The 17,650-nt window shown below is 67.1% G+C and carries 20 protein-coding genes; 11 read left to right on the forward strand and 9 right to left on the reverse strand.

The annotated features are described in order from the left end of the window. The first annotated feature begins 33 nt into the window (after positions 1-33). The 6 genes from H3H36_RS13410 (at position 34) to H3H36_RS13435 (ending at position 3,808) form a co-directional block, all read left to right on the forward strand. Positions 34-921 (forward strand): OmpA family protein, encoded by an 888-nt coding sequence (locus H3H36_RS13410; RefSeq protein WP_229219898.1) that lies wholly within the window; start codon positions 34-36, stop codon positions 919-921. Between the two features lie 24 nt (positions 922-945). Beyond that, positions 946-1,482: a ferritin-like domain-containing protein gene (locus H3H36_RS13415; protein WP_182218331.1), complete on the forward strand. Its 537-nt coding sequence runs from the start codon at positions 946-948 to the stop codon at positions 1,480-1,482. Between the two features lie 61 nt (positions 1,483-1,543). Then, positions 1,544-1,846, forward strand: coding sequence for an ElaB/YgaM/YqjD family protein (locus tag H3H36_RS13420; protein WP_182152609.1), 303 nt, complete (start codon positions 1,544-1,546; stop codon positions 1,844-1,846). Positions 1,847-1,870: 24 nt separating this feature from the next. Then, positions 1,871-2,251: a phage holin family protein gene (locus tag H3H36_RS13425; protein ID WP_182218488.1), complete on the forward strand. Its 381-nt coding sequence runs from the start codon at positions 1,871-1,873 to the stop codon at positions 2,249-2,251. An 11-nt stretch (positions 2,252-2,262) separates the two neighbouring features. Then, positions 2,263-2,631 carry a hypothetical protein gene (locus H3H36_RS13430; RefSeq protein WP_182218334.1) on the forward strand — a complete coding sequence of 123 codons (369 nt, stop codon included), beginning with the start codon at positions 2,263-2,265 and terminating at the stop codon, positions 2,629-2,631. 22 nt (positions 2,632-2,653) lie between these two features. Beyond that, complete coding sequence (locus H3H36_RS13435) at positions 2,654-3,808, forward strand: patatin-like phospholipase family protein (protein WP_375539594.1); 1,155 nt, start codon at positions 2,654-2,656, stop codon at positions 3,806-3,808. 27 nt (positions 3,809-3,835) lie between these two features. On the opposite strand, the gene H3H36_RS13440 is transcribed toward H3H36_RS13435, so the two are convergent. From H3H36_RS13440 to H3H36_RS13450, 3 genes are read right to left on the reverse strand one after another with little or no spacing between them, the layout of a single operon-like run. After that, entirely contained in the window at positions 3,836-4,261 is a 426-nt protein-coding gene (locus H3H36_RS13440) for a hypothetical protein (RefSeq protein ID WP_229219899.1), read from the reverse strand. A 34-nt stretch (positions 4,262-4,295) separates the two neighbouring features. Then, complete coding sequence (locus H3H36_RS13445; RefSeq protein ID WP_182218336.1) at positions 4,296-4,448, reverse strand: DUF3309 family protein; 153 nt, start codon at positions 4,446-4,448, stop codon at positions 4,296-4,298. A 15-nt stretch (positions 4,449-4,463) separates the two neighbouring features. Next, positions 4,464-4,925 (reverse strand): outer membrane lipoprotein, encoded by a 462-nt coding sequence (locus H3H36_RS13450; protein WP_182218339.1) that lies wholly within the window; start codon positions 4,923-4,925, stop codon positions 4,464-4,466. A 203-nt stretch (positions 4,926-5,128) separates the two neighbouring features. Between H3H36_RS13450 and H3H36_RS13455 the strand changes: the two genes are divergently transcribed. The 5 genes from H3H36_RS13455 (at position 5,129) to H3H36_RS13475 (ending at position 9,957) form a co-directional block, all read left to right on the forward strand. After that, on the forward strand, positions 5,129-5,440 hold the full coding sequence (locus H3H36_RS13455) for a BON domain-containing protein (protein ID WP_182218342.1): 312 nt from the start codon (positions 5,129-5,131) through the stop codon (positions 5,438-5,440). A 215-nt stretch (positions 5,441-5,655) separates the two neighbouring features. Then, the gene (locus tag H3H36_RS13460) at positions 5,656-6,309 is read left to right on the forward strand and encodes a winged helix-turn-helix domain-containing protein (RefSeq protein ID WP_311196633.1); all 654 of its coding nucleotides are present in this window, start codon (positions 5,656-5,658) and stop codon (positions 6,307-6,309) included. Between the two features lie 112 nt (positions 6,310-6,421). Continuing rightward, positions 6,422-7,297, forward strand: a complete 876-nt coding sequence (locus tag H3H36_RS13465; RefSeq protein ID WP_182218344.1) for a M90 family metallopeptidase — start codon at positions 6,422-6,424, stop codon at positions 7,295-7,297. 112 nt (positions 7,298-7,409) lie between these two features. Further along, a complete protein-coding gene (locus tag H3H36_RS13470) occupies positions 7,410-8,708 on the forward strand; it encodes an ATP-binding protein (protein ID WP_182218347.1) in 1,299 nt (432 codons plus the stop codon). A 214-nt stretch (positions 8,709-8,922) separates the two neighbouring features. Continuing rightward, the gene (locus H3H36_RS13475) at positions 8,923-9,957 is read left to right on the forward strand and encodes an extracellular catalytic domain type 2 short-chain-length polyhydroxyalkanoate depolymerase (protein WP_375539596.1); all 1,035 of its coding nucleotides are present in this window, start codon (positions 8,923-8,925) and stop codon (positions 9,955-9,957) included. Positions 9,958-9,969: 12 nt separating this feature from the next. Here the strand turns inward: H3H36_RS13475 and H3H36_RS13480 are convergent, their stop codons facing one another. From H3H36_RS13480 to H3H36_RS13505, 6 genes are read right to left on the reverse strand one after another with little or no spacing between them, the layout of a single operon-like run. Beyond that, the gene (locus H3H36_RS13480) at positions 9,970-10,476 is read right to left on the reverse strand and encodes a response regulator (RefSeq protein ID WP_182218350.1); all 507 of its coding nucleotides are present in this window, start codon (positions 10,474-10,476) and stop codon (positions 9,970-9,972) included. Beyond that, positions 10,473-11,813 (reverse strand): response regulator c-di-GMP phosphodiesterase, NosR family, encoded by a 1,341-nt coding sequence (gene nosR, locus H3H36_RS13485; protein WP_182218352.1) that lies wholly within the window; start codon positions 11,811-11,813, stop codon positions 10,473-10,475. Before nosR ends, H3H36_RS13480 begins: the two co-directional genes overlap by 4 nt. After that, complete coding sequence (locus H3H36_RS13490; protein WP_182218354.1) at positions 11,810-13,288, reverse strand: PAS domain-containing sensor histidine kinase; 1,479 nt, start codon at positions 13,286-13,288, stop codon at positions 11,810-11,812. The genes nosR and H3H36_RS13490 overlap by 4 nt, the downstream gene beginning before the upstream one ends. Positions 13,289-13,304: 16 nt before the next feature. After that, positions 13,305-14,141, reverse strand: coding sequence for an HDOD domain-containing protein (locus H3H36_RS13495; protein ID WP_182218357.1), 837 nt, complete (start codon positions 14,139-14,141; stop codon positions 13,305-13,307). Between the two features lie 2 nt (positions 14,142-14,143). After that, complete coding sequence (locus H3H36_RS13500; protein ID WP_229219900.1) at positions 14,144-14,497, reverse strand: hypothetical protein; 354 nt, start codon at positions 14,495-14,497, stop codon at positions 14,144-14,146. Then, positions 14,494-17,424: an EAL domain-containing protein gene (locus H3H36_RS13505; RefSeq protein ID WP_182218359.1), complete on the reverse strand. Its 2,931-nt coding sequence runs from the start codon at positions 17,422-17,424 to the stop codon at positions 14,494-14,496. The genes H3H36_RS13500 and H3H36_RS13505 overlap by 4 nt, the downstream gene beginning before the upstream one ends. Positions 17,425-17,650: the final 226 nt, after the last annotated feature.

Consider the following 17,650-nt stretch of genomic DNA (forward strand, 5'->3'; position numbering starts at 1 on the left):
GCGCCAACGCTGGCGCCAACCAAGGAGAACATCATGAAAAAAATCATCATGCACCACACGCATGGCATACCGGCCGCGTTCGCGCTGTCGGTGCTGATGGCGGCGTGCGCCAGCACGCCCACCACCACCAGCCTGCTCGACCAGGCCCGTGGCGACTACCTGGCCGCCCAGGGCAATCCGGCCGTGGCGCGCGATGCGCCGGCCGAGCTGCAACAGGCGACCGAGGCGCTCGACCGCGCCAACGCGGCCGCCGCTCACCACGACAGCCTGAACACCATCGACAGCCTGGCCTATGCGGCCAAGCAGCGCATCGCGGCCGCGCAGGAAGTGGCGCGCCAGAAGGCGGCCGAGCGCCAGATGGCCGACGCCGCCGGCCAGCGCGACCAGATGCTGGTGCAGGAGCGCACGCAGGAGGCTGACCAGCAGCGTCTGAAGGCCCAGCAAGCCCAGGCCCAGGCGCAAAGCGCCAACGCCCAGGCCCAGGCCGCCAACGCCCAGGCCAGCGCGCTGCAGCAGGAACTGGCCGACCTCAAGGCCAAGCAGACCGACCGCGGCCTGGTGATCACGTTTGGCGACGTGCTGTTCAATGTCGACCAGGCCGAGCTCAGCGCGCAAGGTATGCGCACGGCCGAGCGGCTGGCCGATGTGCTGCGCCAGCAGCCGGCCAGCAGTGTGCTGGTGGAAGGGTTCACCGACAGCACCGGCAGCGCGGCCCACAACCTGGAGTTGTCGCAGCGGCGCGCCGAGGCCGTGCGCAACGCGCTGGCCAGTATGGGTATTTCGCCCGATCGCATCGCCACGCGCGGCTATGGCGAGGCCTATCCCGTGGCCAGCAATGACAACGCCGGCAACCGCCAGCTGAACCGGCGGGTCGAGATCGTGCTGTCGCAGGACGGCGCGCCGATCGCCAACCGCCATTGAATCCACATTTTGGAAAGGAAGATCATGGATGACATCCAACCCACGCCGCGTAGCGGCATCGACAAGCTGGCCATCCGCGTCGCCGCGGCCCACCTGCAGGACGGCCCCGTCACGGCCGGCTACCAGGGCGACCGCGCGGCCGTGGTGGCATTGCTCAACGACGCGCTGGCCACCGAGCTGGTGTGCGTGGCGCGCTACCGGCGCCACTACTACACGGTGACGGGCCGGCAGAACGCGGCCATCAAGGCCGAGTTCCTGGCCCACGCCCTGCAGGAGCAGGAACACGCGGACTGGCTGGCCGAACGCATCATCCAGCTCAATGGCGAGCCGGATTTCAATCCAGCAACGTTGCTCGCACGTAGTCATGCCGAGTATGATGAGTCTGTCGACGTGCAAGCCATGGTGCGGGCCGACCTGATCGCCGAGCGGGTGGCGATCGAATCGTACCGGCAAATGATAGAACGGCTGGGCACGGCCGACCCCACCACCACCCATTTGCTGATCAAGATCATGGCGGTGGAAGAAGAACATGCGGACGACATGCGCGATTTGCTCGATTGAGTCCGATCTGCGGTAAGGTAGGGCAGGGTAGTCCTTTCACTCACATTACAGGAGCCTCATCATGCTGGAAAACAATATCAGTACCGTGAACAACGACGTCAAGACCCTGGTCAAGGACGCGCAGGCCCTGTTTACGGCCGCCACCGCGCTGACGGGGGAAAAGGCCGAGGAGCTGCGCGGACGCGGCATGCGCGCACTGGACACGGCGCTGGCCAAGGCCCACGAGGCCCAGCAGAGCGCGCTCGAGGCGAGCAAGGAAATGGCCAAGTCGGCCGACGTGTACGTGAAGGAAAATCCGTGGCGCTCGATCGCGCTGGCGGCCGGCGTGGGCTTGCTGGTGGGCGTGATCCTGGGCCGCAAGTAATCCATCGTGGCCCAGACCGATCCGATGGACAAGGGGGCGGTGCCGCCGCCAGGGCTGCTCGCGTCGCTGGCGGCCGTGGCGCGCAGCATCCTGGGCCTGGCCCTGTCGCGGCTGGAACTGGCCGCGCTGGAACTGGGCGAGGTGCGCAACCACTTGCTGCAACTGGTGGTGGTGTTCGCGCTGGCCGTGGTGGCCGGCTGCTTCGCGCTGGCCTACTTCACCGTCACCATCGTCTACCTGGCGTGGGACGCGCTGGGCTGGAAAATCCTGCTGATCATGACGGGCGCCTTCGCGCTGGCGGCGCTGGGCCTGGTCCAGTACGCGCGCCGCATGATACGCGACGGCAAGCTGTCGCTGACGGCCACCATGGCCGAGCTCAAGTCCGACCGTGACATGCTGCTGTAGGCGGAGGAAACATGACGACACAGACGGAACAGGCGGCGCTGGCGGCCGACAAGGCGCGCCTGATACGGGAGGGGGAATTGCAGCGCGTCAAGGTGGCCCATGCCAAGGCCCAGCTGGGCATGGCCATGCAACCCGAAGCGCTGTGGCACAGCGCCGTGGACCAGGCGTCCGCGCTGGCCCAGGCCAGGCTGGGGGGCTTGCTCTCGCCGGGCGGGCTGAACGCCGCCAACCTCAAGCGGCTGTTGCCGATCGCGCTGACGGTGGGTTCCTTCATCATGCGCAAGCGCCTGCTCAAGCCGGCGCTGGGCGTGGGGACCGCGGTGGCGCTGGGCGTGGCCTGGCTGGCGCGCCGCAAGCGCGCGACGGCCAGTGGCGAGTGATCGTGTCGCGTCCCGCATGGCCATGAAAGCGGCAAGCCAGGCTGTCCAAGCGCCGCAGCAGCGGCCGCTGAATCCGGCGGGCATGCGCGTGGTGCTGGTGCTGCAAGGGGGCGGCGCGCTGGGCGCCTACCAGGCTGGCGTGTTCCAGGCCCTGCATGAGAGCGGGCTGGCGCCCGACTGGATCGTGGGCACCTCGATCGGCGCCATCAACGCGGCCATCCTGGCCGGCAACGCGCCGGACGTACGGCTCGAGCGCCTGAGGGCGTTCTGGCACGGCATCGCGCACCGCGACACGGTGGACATGCGCGGCATTCCCGACAGCATGCGCCGCACCAACATCCTGCTGCAGACCTGGGATACCTTGCTGCGTGGCGTGCCCGGTTTTTTCAAGCCGCGCCACTACTCCCTGTTCCCCACCGGCCTGGCCGTGGCGCCCGAGCAGGCCAGCTTCTACGACACGAGCGAGCTGGCCCGCACGTTGGGGGAACTGGTCGATTTCGATTACCTCAACGCGCCCGGCGGCACCCGGCTCACCGTCAACGCGCTGGCCGTCACCAGCGGCACGCTGCGCCGCTTCGACAACCGCGACATGACCGTGCATGCCGACCATATCCGTGCCAGCGGCGCGCTGCCGCCCGGCTTCCCGGCCGTGCGCATCAATGGCGACCTGTACTGGGACGGCGGCCTGTATTCGAACACCCCGCTCGAGACGGTGCTGGAGGATGCGTGCGCCACCGACACGCTGTGCTTCATGGTCGACCTGTGGAACGCGCAAGGGCAGGAACCGACCACGCTGGACGAGGTGCAGACGCGGCAAAAGGATGTGACTTTCGCCTCCCGTTCACGGCGTCACCTCGACGATTATGTGAAAACCCAGCGCATGCGCCAGAAGCTGCGCGAACTGTACCAGGCGCTGCCACCGGGCGCGCAGACGGAACAGACGGCCCGTGAACTGGAAGCGCTCGGCTGCGACACCACCTTGCACGTGGTGCGCCTGCCCTACGCGGGGCGCGACTGGCACATGGCGGCCAAGGACATCAATTTCTCGCGCGGTTCGATCGACTGGCGCTGGGAGCAGGGCTATGCCGACGGCATGCGCGCCGTCGGCGCGGCCGCCTGGCTCTCGTTCGTCAGCGAGGATACGCCGCTGGTCGTGCACGAATTGCCGCCAGCCTGAGCGTGCCCCGGTGGCCGCAGACCGGACTCATTCGAGCCGGTTGTTCTCGTCCCGTATCAGCTTGGCGTTGACCATGTCGTGCTGGTAGGTGCTGCGCGCCTCCTTCAGGCAGGCGTTGCGCTCGGCCGCCGGCTGCTTCTTGCACGCCAGCGTGGCTTCCTGCAGCGCGGCCGCGATTTCCTTGCGCACGGTGCGCAACTGGTCGGCGGCGGTGCTGTCGTGCTGGTACCAGCGGCCCGGGTCGCCGTGCGCGATTTCCTTCTGCTGCTGCTGGGCCACGGCGGGCGGGGTGACGCCTGGCGTGCTGTCCTGCACGGCGGGCGTGGCGCTGTCGCTGGTGGCGGCCGGCGCAGGCGCCGGTGGCTGGGTCTGGGCGTACGCCGAAGCGCACAGGATGGCGCCCAACAGCAACGGCGCCATGCGCAGGGTCGATAGTGCGATGTGGTTCTTCATGATGTACCTCCCGTATCAGGCCGCGTGCGGCCAGTCAGAGTCGGCCGGTGAGCAACATGACGAGCAGGACCAGCACCAGCAGCGCCGTGATGCCGCTGGGCGCGTAGCCCCAGTTGCGGCTGTGGGGCCAGGTGGGCAGGGCGCCGACCAGCAGCAGCACCAGGATTAACAGGATCAGGGTTCCCATGTCGCCCTCCTGGCGTCAGTAGCGGTACAGGTGGCCGTCCACCAGGCGCACCCTGGCGCCGACCTGCATGCCCGCGATGTCATCTTGCTGCAGCACGCGGTAGTCGCCGTTATCCATGCGCACGCTGATCTGGTAGGTGTCGTGCGGCTGGTTGCGGTCGTTCTCGACCTTGTTGCCCACCAGCGCGCCGCCCACGGCGCCGGCTACGGTGGCGGCCGTGCGGCCGCTGCCCGAGCCCACCTGGTTGCCCAGCAGGGCGCCCACCAGACCGCCCGTGACGGCGCCCGCGCCACTGGTGGCGCCACCAACGCGCACCACCTGGATGCTGTCGATCGTGCCATAGCTGGCCGCCATCGACGATGACGCGGGCGAATACGTCACGGCGGCCGGCTGGGTACTGCTGGCGCAGCCGCCAAGCATGGCCGCGGCCGAGGCGGCGGCCAGCGTGATGGCGCCCATGTAGGTGCTGTGTCTCATGTTGTTCTCCCGAAAAGTGTGTCCTCAGCATAGCCAGCGCACGCTACCCGGTCTGTACGCTGCCGCACCCTGTGTCTTGTGTACGGCAACGAACGGATGACTATCCCGTTTGCGCGTACAACTGGACTGTCGGTGCGCCGCCATGCGCGCTGGCAGGCTCGCTCCGGGCAGTTCGTTGGACCATTCCACCAAGGAGAATTACCATGAAATCCGCACATTACATCGCGACGGCCTGCCTGTCCGCCGCCCTGCTGGCCGTCGCCGGTTGCGCTTCCACGCCCAAGCAGGAGGGCACGGGCGAATATGTCGACGACAGCCTCATCACCACCAAGGTCAAGGCCGAGATCTTCAACGAGCCGACCCTGAAATCGACGGAGATCAATGTCGAAACCTTCAAGGGCAAGGTGCAGCTGAGTGGCTTCGTGGCCAATCCGGCCGATATCGCCAAGGCCGCCGAGATCGCCCGCAGCGTCAAGGGCGTGAAGGAAGTGAAGAACGATATCCGGGTCAAGTAGGGAACCAAGCGCGCCGGCGGCCGTCCAACAGCGATAACCCGGCCGTGCGCGCCGTAGGGCGGGGGATTGATGCATTTGGATACAAATTGAATAGTTTATATGTTCGTTGCCGCACAGACCGAAAAATCACGTCCCGGCAATCTGGTGGCTGATGTATAACGCCTGCCGTCTTGCATGGCTGCCATGTCCCGGGAATTGTTTTAAGGAGTAAAAAAATGCATGCATACAGACAAACTCAACATCGCGACGCCAGCCCAGCCCGGGGCCAGGGCCGTGGCGAGCTGCCCGCCCTGCCGGCGCGTGACGCCAGCGCCCGCCCGACCAGGCTGACCCTGGTGGAGCGGCCCGCGCCGCCGCTGGACCGCAAGCCAGCCCTGTCGATGGCCTCCATCGAGCGCGTGCGCTCGACCTCGGCCACCTTGCGTCGCATCGAGAACATGCAAAAACTGATAGGCGAATTGTCCATGCACGAGATGCTGGCCGACGAGATCGCCTGGTTCCTCAAGTTTTCGCCATCCGGCGCCCGCAAGTACATCCGCGATCTGCGCGAGGCCGGCGTGATCGAGCTGGCGCGCTACATCGAGGGCACGGCCACCTATCTGGGCAAGGCCGTGTACCAGATCACGCCCGATCCGGAGCGGGTGCGCGCCTTCCTGGCCGCCATCGTCCAGCCCAAGCGCGAAGGCGCGCCGCCGCGCAAGGAACGCCCCGGCGCGCGCGAGCTGGCCATGGCCGGCAATGGCCGCCATTTCCACATCCTGGCCGACGACACCCATTACGCGATCCGCGTCAACCGCGGCCCCGTGATGCGCGACCCGCTGGTGGCGGCCCTGTTCGGCTCGCCGGGCTCGCAACAGAAGGCCGAGTGAGCCTCGCCTGATGCTGGCGCCTGCGCAAGAAAAATGATTGAATTGACGGCAACCCGCCCCACTTGGGGTGGGTGGCCGGGCATCCCGTCGCGGCCGACTGACACGGGTGCACATGGACGCTTTGCTCTTGGTAGGCTTGACCATCTCGGCGCTGGTGCTGCCCTGGCTGATCCCGCGCTGGCGCCTGCGGCGCGCGCTGGCGCGGCCCTTGCCGGCCAGCGCCGTGGCCGTGCTCGAGCGCCAGATCCCACCTTATCGCCACATGGGGCCGGACCTGCAGGCCCAGTTGCGGCGCCTGGTCGCGCAATTTCTGCATCAGAAGAAGTTCATCGGCTGCGAAGGGCTGGTGGTGGACGACGCGATGGCCATCACCATCGCCGGCCAGGCTTGCCTGCTGTTGTTGAACCGCCCCAGCAAGGTCTATCCGGCCCTGCACACCATCCTCGTCTATCCCACCGCCTTCGTGGCGCGGCGCGACGAGGTGGGGCCGGGCGGCGTCGTCACGCCGGGCCACCAGAGCATGCTCGGCGAATCGTGGGACGATGGCCGCGTGGTGCTGTCGTGGGATGACGTGCAGCGGGGCGCGGCCGACTGGACCGACGGCCACAACGTGGTCCTGCACGAATTCGCCCACCAGCTCGACAGTGAATCGGGCCGCGCCAACGGCGCGCCCTACCTGGGCCACCACGCCAAGTACCGCGACTGGTCGGCCGTGCTGGCGCGCGACTTTCACGCGCTGCGCTGGCAAGCCATGTATCGCCAGCACAGCGTGATGGACCACTACGGCGCCACCAGCCCGGCCGAATTTTTCGCTGTGGCGACGGAAACGTTTTTTGAAAAACCGTGGCAGATGGCCGAGCACCACAGCGAGCTCTACGGAGAATTCTGCAAGTATTACCGGGTCGATCCGCGCGCCTGGCAGGCGCCGCCGCCGGCGCCGGCGCCCGGTCCTGATGCGGCCCACCTGGCCTGGCACGCCCGTTGGTGAAATGTGCGCAAAGCAAATGTGAAATAGTGCATAATCGGAACAAGCCGCGTATGCCCGCCCGTCGCCCGCATCGTGTCCGCCGCCATGTCCTGTTTGCCGCGAGACCATCGCCATGCAATTCGAAGAACTCGAGTTCTTTTCCACCGACGCCCCGGCCCGGGCCCCGGCGGCCGAAGCGGCCTCGCCACTGGTGCGGTTGCAGTACCTGGTCGATAACACGCCGGCCATCATCTACAGCACCGTGCCCAGCGGCGACTTCAAGATGACTTTCGTCAGCAAGAACGCCTACCACGTACTCGGTTACCGGCCCGAGCAGATGCTGGCCGATCCCAACTTCTGGTTCGACCATATTCATCCCGACGACGCCCCCAACATCTTCTCCAGCCTGGCGCTGGTGTTCACGGAAGGCCAGCGCACCTACGAATACCGCTTCCGCATCGCCGACGGTTCCTACCTGTGGATGCACGATACGCTGCGGCTGATCCGCGACGAGCATGGCGTGCCGCTGGAGGTGATCGGCGCGCTGACCGACATCACGGCCCGCAAGCAGATGGAGCAGGCCTTGCAGGCCAGGGGCGTGGAGCAGCAGCAGCTGATCGGCAAGCTGCGCGACGCCCACCAGCAACTGCTGCAATCGGAAAAGATGGCCTCCATCGGCCAGCTGGCGGCCGGCATCGCGCACGAGATCAACAACCCGGTCGGTTTCGTCAATTCCAACATGGGCGCGCTGCAAGGATATGTGGGCACGCTGCTGGGGGTGATCGACCAGTACGAGCAGGCCGTGGCCGGGGCCGGCAATGCCGCGCTGGCGGCGCGCGTGGCGGCCGTGCGCGAACAGGCCGACCTGGCCTTCCTGCGCGAGGATGTGGGCGACCTGGTGCGCGAATCGATGGATGGCCTGAAGCGGGTCAAGGACATCGTCCAGGCGCTCAAGGATTTCTCCCACGTGGGCGAGACGGAATGGCAGATCGCCGACCTGCACCAGGGCATCGATTCCACGCTCAACATCGTCGCCAACGAGCTCAAATACAAGGCCACCATCGTCAAGCACTATGGCCAGTTGCCGCCGATCCGCTGCCTGGCCTCGCAGCTGAACCAGGTGTTCATGAACCTGCTCGTCAACGCCGGCCACGCCATCAAGGACCAGGGCGAAATCACGATCAGCACGGGCACGGCCAACGGCTGGGTGTGGGTGGAGGTGGCCGACACGGGCATGGGCATCGCGCCCGAACACTTGAACCGCATCTTCGAACCGTTCTTCACCACCAAGCCCGTGGGCAGCGGCACGGGGCTGGGTTTGTCGCTGTCCTACGGCATCGTGCACAAGCACGGCGGCAAGATCGAGGTGGCGTCCGAAGTGGGCAAGGGCAGCCGTTTCGTCGTACGCCTGCCGGCCACGCCAGCGAGCTGAAACCACCTGCGGGCAACGTTCGCTGCGCGCCGTAAACACTCCATTCTCCCGATTATTTGTTTTTTTACCACGATCGCATGCGCGGCACCCCACCGCGCCGATTCTGTGGGAAGATCGCGTTGCGCGGATGGTGCAGTGCATCAATTTCGCCTTGCAAGGCACTGCGCACCGCCTGCTGTCCTTCCCGTTCACGCTCCAGGAGTCCATGATGAAATTGCCTGTCCACGCATCCCTGCTGGCCGTCGCGCTGGCGTTTTTCCCTCTGGCGCATGCCAGCAGCAACTTGCCGGCGCTGGGCGCCGACCATGGCGCGACGTCCGTCTCCGGTCTGTCGTCGGGCGCTTTTATGGCGGTGCAATATCAAGTCGCTTATTCGAGCTCCGTGGTGGGGGCGGGCGTGGTGGCCGGCGGGCCGTATTATTGCGCCGCCGGTTCGCTGGTGAACGCGGCCGTGTGCATGGGCCAGGTGCCGTTCCTGCCGCCCAATCCGGCCTTGCTGCTGCTGTCGGCCCAGGGCTTCGCGGCCAGCGGCCAGATCGACCCGCTGACGGATTTGCAGAACGACCGCATCTACGTGTTCAGCGGCACCAAGGACACGGTGGTGTACCAGCAGGCCGTGGACGCCACCGTCACCTTCTTCAAGGATGCCGGCGTGGCCGACGCCAACCTGGTGTACGTGAACAACGTGCCGGCCGGCCACGCGCTGCTCACGCCCGCGTTCGGCAATAGCTGCGGCGCCAACGCGGCGCCCTACATCAGCAGGTGCACGGTGCACCACGCGGCCTACGACCAGCCGGGCGCCATGTTCGCCCACATCTACGGCCACACCAGCGCGCCGGCCAGCAAGCTGTCGGGCAAGATCATCACCTTCAACCAGCGCGAGTTCGCCGATGCCAGCACCGGCATGGCGGCCGACGCCTATGCCTACGTGCCGGCCAGCTGCAATGCCGCCAAGGCATGCCGCGTGCACGTGGCCTTCCATGGCTGCAAGCAGTCGGCGGCCGTGGTGCACGATGATTTCTATGGCAAGAGCAGCTACAACAACTGGGCCGACACCAACCACATCATCGTGCTGTACCCGCAGGTGAACGCGTCCAACGTGCCGTACAACCCGCAGGGCTGCTGGGACTGGTATGGCTACACGGGCATCAACTATGCGTTCAAGTCCGGCCCGCAGATGATGGCCGTGCACGCCATGGTGGAACGGCTGACGTCCACGCCCGGTGCCACGGTGGCATCGGGCCAGTGAGGCCAGCCGTGCTCAGAGGATGATGGAACCGTCGGGCGCCCGCTTCACGTGCAGGATGCCCGGTTCCTCCTGCTCGAGGCGGCGCGCCTCCCGTTCCTGTGGCGTCGGCGGCGGCTGGCCGGCCCGTTCGGCCAGCAGGGCGGCGCGCTGTTGCAGCGCTTCGCGCACGGCCGCCGCCAGTTCGTCCGGCTGCCACGGCTTGGTGATGAAGCGGAACACGTGGGCGTCGTTGATGGCGCTCATGGCCGTGTTGAAGTCGGTCGATGCGCTCAGCATGATGCGCACCGTGTCCGGCGCCAGCGTTTGCAGCGCGCGCAGCATGGCGCTGCCGTTCATGTGCGGCATGCGGTAGTCGGAAATGACGAGGTCGTATTCGCTCAGGCACGCCCGTTCCAGCGCCGTCTGCGGATCGGCGTAGGCCTCGATCCGCAGTTGCGCCGGCGGCAGCAGCTGGCGCAGCGCGCGCTCGAGCGCGCGCAGCATGTTGGGGTCGTCGTCGACCAATAAGATCGTGCTCATGGTGTTCCTTTGGCGAGGCGCACCCAGATTGCCAGCCGCCCCTCGCTCTTCGATTCGAAATCCTGCACTTGCTGGATCATGCGCGCGTCCAGCACATGCTCGGCCGGCAGCAGCATCAGGCCGTCGCGGCTGATCAGGTCGCGCGCCAGCACCATGCCCGGTGCTAGTTCGCCCGACAGCACTTCCACCCCGGCGCCCGGGTCCTCGACCGTGTAGTCGATGATCTGGCGGAACGCGGCCACCACGGCCGGGTCGTAGCGCTTGCCGGCCGAGTCCATGATCAGCGACTTGGCTTCCTCGGGCCGCAGGTGGCGCTGCACCATGGCGCCCTGTTGCAGGTTGAAATAGTCGGCCGCCAGCGCCAGGATGCGCGCGCCGATGGGAATGGCCAGCCCCGAGATCCCGTACGGGAAACCGTTGCCGTCGAAGCGTTCGAGCTGGGCGCGCAGGATGGCGGCGCTGCCGCGCAAGTCCGGCAGCGGCATCAGCAACTGCTCGGCCCGCAGCGGGTGCTTGCGGTACTGGCCCAGCGCCTCGCCATTCATCAGCGTAAGCGGGGTGGCCAGCATCTCGTCCGTGAAGCCGATCTTGCCGATGTCCTGCAGCAGGGCGGCGATGAACACATCCTGCGTCTCGCGCACGTCGAGCTTGAGGGCCACGGCCAGCTTGCGCGCCAGGTCGGCCACTTGGCGCGCGTGCCCCGTGTGCTGGCCGCCGCGCAGCTCGACGATGGTCGACAGCAGCTTGATGGTGGTGATGAAATTGGCCTTGAGCTTGTCGTTGGCGGCCACGGCCGCGTCGTGCGCCACCCTGAGCTGGCGGGTGCGCGCCTCGACCTGGGCTTCCAGGCCCTGGTTGAGCGCCTTCAGTTCCTCGTTCTGGCGCTGGGTCAGCTGTTCCAGCCTGGCCTTTTCCAGTTCCAGTGCGCGCCGCTCGAGCGCGTGGCGCACCACCAGCACGATGTCGGTGTCGTCCCACGGCTTGGTGATGTAGCGGTAGATCTCGCCGCAGTTGATGGCGTCCTGGATCGACTGGATGTCCGAATAGCCCGTCAGCAGCAAGCGCAGCACGCCCGGCCAGCGCTGGCGCACCTGGGCCAGGAAGCGGGCGCCGTCCATTTCCGGCATGCGCATGTCGGAGATCACCAGGTCCACCGGCTCCTGCGCCAGCACTTCCAGCCCCTCTGCGCCGCTTTCAGCCGTCAGCACGCGGTAGCCGCGCGGGCGGAACAGCCGGCGCAGCGCGGACAGGATGTTGGGCTCGTCGTCCACGAACAGCAGGGTGGCGCTGGCCGTCTGCATGACGGGCGGGCTGTGCGGCAGTGCGGCTGGTGTCATAGGCTCGCTTCCTTGGCTTCCTGGTTTTCCCTGGCGTCGACGGGGTGGCGGATAGGCAGGGTGACGCGGAAGCAGGTGCCTTTGCCCAGTTCCGTGCTGACCTCGATCTTGCCCTTATGTTTTTGCACGATACCATAAGCGAGCGACAGGCCCAGTCCTGTTCCCTTGCCCACGGCCTTGGTGGTGAAGAAGGGGTCGAAGATACGCGATACGACGTCGGGCGCGATGCCGCTGCCCGTGTCGGCTACTTCCAGCCACACCTGCTCGCCCTCGGTGCCGGTGCGCACCGTGATCCTGCCGCGCTCGGGGCCGATGGCGTGGGCCGCGTTGACCACCAGGTTCATCACCACCTGGTTGATCTGCAGCGGCAGGCATTCGATGTCGGGAATGGCGCCGTATTCCTTGACCACGTCGGCCTTGTACTTGACCTCGTTGCTGACGATGTTGAGGGTGGAATCGATGCCCTGGTGCAGGTCGGCCCACACCCATTCCTGGTTGGCGTCGACCCGCGAGAAATCCTTCAAGTCCTGCACGATGTGGCGCACCCGGACGATGCCTTCCTTCGATTCATCCATCAGCGAGGGGATGTCTTCGCGCAGGAAGTCAAGGTCGATCCGTTCGCGCATGGCGCGCACCCGCTGCGCCACCTCGGGCGCGGCGATGCTGGCCTCGGCCTCCTGGTAGGTCGCCAGCATCTCGAACAACTGGTCCAGGTAGCTTTGCAGCGTGCCGAAGTTGGAGAAGATGTAGCCGATCGGGTTGTTGATCTCGTGCGCCACGCCGGCCGCCAGCTGGCCGATCGAGGCCAGCTTTTCGGACTGCACCAGCTGCTGCTGGGCCATCGACAATTGCTCGTTCAATTGCTCCAGTTCCACGTTGCGCCGCCGCAGTTCGGCGTCGGCCCGTTCACGCTGGCGGATGTCGTCCTCGAGCCGCTCGTTCACTTCGGCCAGCTGGGCGGTGCGCTTCTCGACCACGCTCTCGAGGTTGTCGTGGGCCTTGCGCAGCGCGTTCTCGGCCACCCGCCGTTCCGTCACGTCGCGCAGGGTTTCGATGGCGCCCACCACGTTGCCCTGGCGGTCGCGCAGCGGGGCGGCCGTGAAGTGCAGCCAGTGGCCGCTTTCGCCGATGTTGGGGAAAAAGTCCTCGCTCTCGAACGCGCCGGGAATCAGGGTCGAGCGCTTGTGCTTGCCCAGGTAATGGCGGTCGATCTCATCCTCCTCGCCCGAGATGATGAGGTCGGCCAGCAGCGGGCGCTGCTTGGGATAGAACGCTTGCCAGTGGTTTTGCGTTCCCACCATTTCCTCCCGGGTCCAGCCCAGCAATTGCTCGCACGCCTTGTTCCAGTGCGTGACCACGTGGCTGGTGTCGATGGCGAAGGTGGCCACCGGGTGGCCGTCGAAAAATTCGGACAGTTCGATGCCGGCGTGGGCCGCGTCATCGCCGCCGGCGTGCGTATCGAAGTGGGCGTTCATGGGTGTCGTTGCTCCGTCAGTGGACCAGGATCTGGCACAGGTCCTGGAACGTCGATTCCGTTTCCGCGAACACGGCCATGCAGGCCGCGTCGCTCAACGCCAGCATACGCCAGCTTTGCTGCGACAGGGGCGGCACCTGGTCGTCCTCCTCGCCGCTCAGGTCGAGCGCATGGGCCAGCGCGTCGGCCACGTGGATCAGCAGGGCCAGCGAGACGGTGTCGGCGCCGTCGGGCTGGTGGTGGCCGGCCACCGCGTCCTGGATGGGGCGTGGAAAATTCCAGTGGGCCGCCAGGGCGCTGCCCACGCGTGCGTGGTCGTGGCCGAAGATGGCATGCTGGGCCGCGCCCACCGTGCAGTCGTGCTGGCGGCGGTAGGCTTCCACCGCCTCGTATTCGGTCCGGTAGCGGGTGGCCAGCACCAGCGTGCCCAGGTCATGCAGCAGGCCGGCCGTGAACGCCGCCTCCGGCGGCAGCCGCACGTGGCGCGCCAGCGCCCGCGCACACACGGCCGTGGCGATCGAGTGGCGCCAGAACGGTTCGAACGCGAACTGGCTGCCCGGTCCCGGCGTGAAGGCGCCCGTCACCGAGCAGGCCGTGACCAGCGTGCGGATGCTGTGCAATCCCAGCACGGCGATCGCCTGGCCGATGGTGGTGACCTTGGTCGGCATGCCATAGAACGAGGAATTGGCCAGCCGCAGCGTCTTGGCCGTGAGCGACTGGTCGAGCGCGATCTTGGCCGCCAGCGCGTGCAGGTCCACGTCGTCCTGCCCGACCGTGGCGAGCAGCTCGGCCACCACGGCCGGCAGCGAGGGCAGGTCGTGCACGCGCTTGATGATCTCGTCCATGCTGAGCATGCTCACTCCTGGTTGCGGTAGTCGGTCAGCAGTTGCAGCAGCGTGGCGTTGGCTTCCTGGCCCGCGCTGTGGCGGAACAGGTGCTGCAACCGCGCCAGCTGGTGCTGGCGCAGCGCGGCCCGCGCCGCCGGCGCGCCGCCGTCCGCATCCGCATCGCCGTGCCCGGGCTGGGCCGGGCGCACGACGACGCACTGCGCCACGCCGCGCCGGCGCAGGCTGGCCAGCGTGGCCTCGGTCAGTATCGCGCCTTGCGGCAACAGCACGGTGCCGTGGCCATCGGACAGCTCGTCGGCCAGCACCATGCCGGCGCCGGCCTGATCGAGCGTGATGCGCAGGTGCGGCGGCTGGTCCATCATGGCTCCTCGCGGTGGCTCAGCGTGATCAGGCTGCCGCGCGACGCCGAGCGCTCGCCCATGGGGTAGACCACCACGTCGTAGCGCTGGCCCGCGATCGCGATCTGGTGCACCGGCTGCTGGTCGGCGCCGGCGCCGGGGAACAGCTCCGGCAGCACCACGCTGGCTTCGTTGCCGAGCAGGGCGCCACTGTGCTGGAACAGGCCGGCGGCGGCGCCGTTGACGAAGGCGATCATGCCGGCGTCGTCCATGCCGATCACGGGCAGCGGCAAGTGCTGCAGCACTTCATGGGCCACGTTCAGGCTGACCTCGTCGCGGCTGATCTGGCGCTGCTTGAGCAGCAGCAGCTCCTCCATGCGGCGGTTGGCGGCGGCCAGCTCGTGGTTGGCGGTGCGCACTTCCAGCTGCAGGCGGGTGTTCTCGTCGGCGATCTCCTTGATCTGGAACGCTTGCGCGATGTGGCCGCGCAGCAGCTCGTCCTCCCACGGCTTGGTGAGGAATTTGTAGATCGCCCCTTCGTTGACGGCGTCCGTGACGGACTGCAATTCCGTGTAGCCGGACAGCATGATGCGTATCGTGTCCGGATACAGCAGCTTGGCCTTGCGCAGGAAGTCCGCGCCCAGCATGCCGGGCATGCGCTGGTCGGACACGATCACGTCCACGGCGTGCTGGGCCAGCACGTCCAGCCCCTCCTGGCCGCTGTTGGCCGTGTAGATCTGGTAATCATCGCGGCGCAGCAAGCGCTTCAGGGCCGACACGATGTTCTGCTCGTCGTCCACCAGCAGCAGGCTGCGCTTTTGCTTCTGGATGCGCAGCAGGTGCGGCGGCAGCGCGCGTCCTTCGGCCCGCATGGCCAGCAATTCCCCGGCCGTGACGGGCGGCGCGAAGTAGTGGCCCTGGATCAGGTCGCACATATTGCGGCGCAGGAAATCGCACTGGGCTTCCGTCTCCACGCCCTCGGCCACCACTTCGATGCCCAGGTGGTGGGCCATGGAGATGATGGTGCGGGCCAGCGCGGCGTCGTCGCTGTCGGTGACGATGTCGCGGATGAACTGGCCTTCGATCTTGACGGCGTCGAACGGGTAGCGCTTCAGGTAGCTCAGCGAAGCGTAGCCGGTGCCGAAGTCGTCCAGCGTGAGCCGCACGCCCAGCGCCTTGAGCCGGGCCAGGCTGGCCGCGCCGGCGCCGCTGTCCTGCATCAGGCACGCTTCCGTGATCTCCAGCGTCAGTGCCGGCGCCAGCACCCCGTGCTCGTTGAGGATGGCGGCCACGGTGCCGGCCAGCAGGCGGTCGCGGAACTGGCGCGGCGAGATGTTGACGGCCACCGGCAGCGGCGCCAGCTGCTGGGCGTGCCAGGCGGCCAGGTCGCGGCACGCCTGGCGCAGCACCCAGTCGCCGATGGTGTCGGCCAGGCCGGCCTGCTCGGCCACACCGATGAAATCGGCCGCCGCCAGCAAGCCCTGGGTCGGATGCTGCCAGCGCACCAGCGCTTCCACGCTGGCGATGGCGCCCGTGCGCAAGTCCACCAGCGGCTGGTATAGCAGGCGCAATTCGTCGCGCGCGATGGCCAGCCGCAGGGCTGCCTCCATGCCGATGCGGGCCATGGTGCGCTGGTTCATTTCCGGCGCGAAGAATTGGTATCGGGCGCCGCCCTGTTCGCGCGCGCGCGTCAGGGCCAGGTCGGCGTAGCGCATCAGGGTGGCGCTGTCGGCGCCGTCCTGCGGGTGCAGCGCGATGCCGATGCTGGCGCTCACGTGCACGGGATGGCCGGCCAGCGTGAACGGCTGTGCCAGCACGACGAACATGTGCTCGCACACGGGCATCACATCGCCGGCGCCATCGACGGCGCCCAGGATGGCGAGGAATTCATGATCGCCCAGCCGGGCCAGCGTGTCGTGCTCGCCCATGCATTGCTGCAGGCGCTGGGCGGCGATGGCCAGCATTTGGTCGCCGGCCGCGTGGCCCAGGCTTTCGTTGACCAGTTCGAAGTTGTCCAGTCCCACGCACAGCAGCGCCACCGCGTGATGGTGCTGGCCGGCCCGCAGCATGGCTTGCTGCAGCCGTTGGTTGAACAGGGTGCGGTTGGGCAGGCCGGTCAGCTCGTCGTGGGTGGACTGCCAGGTGAGGCGCTCCTCTTTTTCCTTGAGCAAAGTGATGTCGTTGAGGATGCCCACGTAGTGGGTGACGACGCCATGCTCGTCGGGCACGGGTGCGATCAGCAAGTCGTTCCAGAACAGGGTGCCGTCCTTGCGGTAGTTGCGCAGCAGCACGTGGGCATCCTTGCGCTGGCCCAGCGCGTGGCGCAGCGTGGCCAGGCCTGGCTGGTCGCGGTCGCCGTTCTGCAGCAGGCGGCAATTGCGGCCCATGATGTCCATCGGCGTATAGCCCGTCATCGCGTAGAAGGCCGGGTTGGCGTACATGATGGGGTAGTCCGGCTCGGTGGCGCTGGTGATCAGCACCCCGTTCGAGCAGGCCGCCAGCGCCCGGTTCGACAGTTGCAGCATGTCCTTGAGCTGGCGCCGCTGGCTGATGTCGGCCACCCACCATACCTGGCCGGCGGGGCCGCCTTCGGTCCCGGCCACGCTGTAGCGCGTCACATGGGTCCATAACAAGGTGTCGTCGCCGGCGCGCCAGCGCAGCTCGTTCTTCTGCGCCACGCCGGGCGTGGCCAGCAGTTCGGCCTGGCCGGCCGCCACCAGCTGGTGGTCGGCCTCGGCCAGCAAGTGGCTGTAGTGGCGGCCTTGCAGCTCAGCGGGCGGGATGGCCAGCATCTGGCACAGGCGGGCGTTGACGCGCAGCACCATGCCTTCGCGGTCCAGGTAGACGATGCCGACCGGCGCTTGCTCGACCGCCAGTTGCAGCTGCACGCCAGCGCTATCTGGCGGCGGCTGTTCCGGTGGCGTGGCGGGGGGCTGGTCGTGCAAATCCATCAGGCGTACCTATCGTCATGAAAGCTTTATGGACAGAAACATAATAAACCGGCGCAATCGATTATAAGGCCTGGGGTGACACGGGCGGTGGGAAGTTTTTCACCCGGCGTGGCGGGGCCGCCATGTTGTTGCGGCTGGTGATAATTTGCGGTGGCGCGTGTAATTTCCCGCTTGATAGTTGCTACAATCAAAACGCCACATTCCGTCCGGCGCGCCACAGGGCGCC

The organism is Rugamonas fusca (assembly GCF_014042365.1).
Classification (GTDB): Bacteria; Pseudomonadota; Gammaproteobacteria; order Burkholderiales; family Burkholderiaceae_D; genus Rugamonas; species Rugamonas fusca.

Coding starts and splice junctions, on each gene's coding strand:
- H3H36_RS13450 (WP_182218339.1), bottom strand. CDS start 4,925: ATGAGACACAGCACCTACATGGGCGCCATCACGCTGGCCGCCGCCTCG.
- H3H36_RS13455 (WP_182218342.1), top strand. CDS start 5,129: ATGAAATCCGCACATTACATCGCGACGGCCTGCCTGTCCGCCGCCCTG.
- H3H36_RS13420 (WP_182152609.1), top strand. CDS start 1,544: ATGCTGGAAAACAATATCAGTACCGTGAACAACGACGTCAAGACCCTG.
- H3H36_RS13460 (WP_311196633.1), top strand. CDS start 5,656: ATGCATGCATACAGACAAACTCAACATCGCGACGCCAGCCCAGCCCGG.
- H3H36_RS13500 (WP_229219900.1), bottom strand. CDS start 14,497: ATGATGGACCAGCCGCCGCACCTGCGCATCACGCTCGATCAGGCCGGC.
- H3H36_RS13470 (WP_182218347.1), top strand. CDS start 7,410: ATGCAATTCGAAGAACTCGAGTTCTTTTCCACCGACGCCCCGGCCCGG.
- H3H36_RS13490 (WP_182218354.1), bottom strand. CDS start 13,288: ATGAACGCCCACTTCGATACGCACGCCGGCGGCGATGACGCGGCCCAC.
- H3H36_RS13415 (WP_182218331.1), top strand. CDS start 946: ATGGATGACATCCAACCCACGCCGCGTAGCGGCATCGACAAGCTGGCC.
- H3H36_RS13425 (WP_182218488.1), top strand. CDS start 1,871: ATGGACAAGGGGGCGGTGCCGCCGCCAGGGCTGCTCGCGTCGCTGGCG.
- H3H36_RS13430 (WP_182218334.1), top strand. CDS start 2,263: ATGACGACACAGACGGAACAGGCGGCGCTGGCGGCCGACAAGGCGCGC.
- H3H36_RS13495 (WP_182218357.1), bottom strand. CDS start 14,141: ATGCTCAGCATGGACGAGATCATCAAGCGCGTGCACGACCTGCCCTCG.
- H3H36_RS13410 (WP_229219898.1), top strand. CDS start 34: ATGAAAAAAATCATCATGCACCACACGCATGGCATACCGGCCGCGTTC.
- H3H36_RS13505 (WP_182218359.1), bottom strand. CDS start 17,424: ATGGATTTGCACGACCAGCCCCCCGCCACGCCACCGGAACAGCCGCCG.
- nosR (WP_182218352.1), bottom strand. CDS start 11,813: ATGACACCAGCCGCACTGCCGCACAGCCCGCCCGTCATGCAGACGGCC.
- H3H36_RS13445 (WP_182218336.1), bottom strand. CDS start 4,448: ATGGGAACCCTGATCCTGTTAATCCTGGTGCTGCTGCTGGTCGGCGCC.
- H3H36_RS13440 (WP_229219899.1), bottom strand. CDS start 4,261: ATGAAGAACCACATCGCACTATCGACCCTGCGCATGGCGCCGTTGCTG.
- H3H36_RS13435 (WP_375539594.1), top strand. CDS start 2,654: ATGAAAGCGGCAAGCCAGGCTGTCCAAGCGCCGCAGCAGCGGCCGCTG.
- H3H36_RS13480 (WP_182218350.1), bottom strand. CDS start 10,476: ATGAGCACGATCTTATTGGTCGACGACGACCCCAACATGCTGCGCGCG.
- H3H36_RS13465 (WP_182218344.1), top strand. CDS start 6,422: ATGGACGCTTTGCTCTTGGTAGGCTTGACCATCTCGGCGCTGGTGCTG.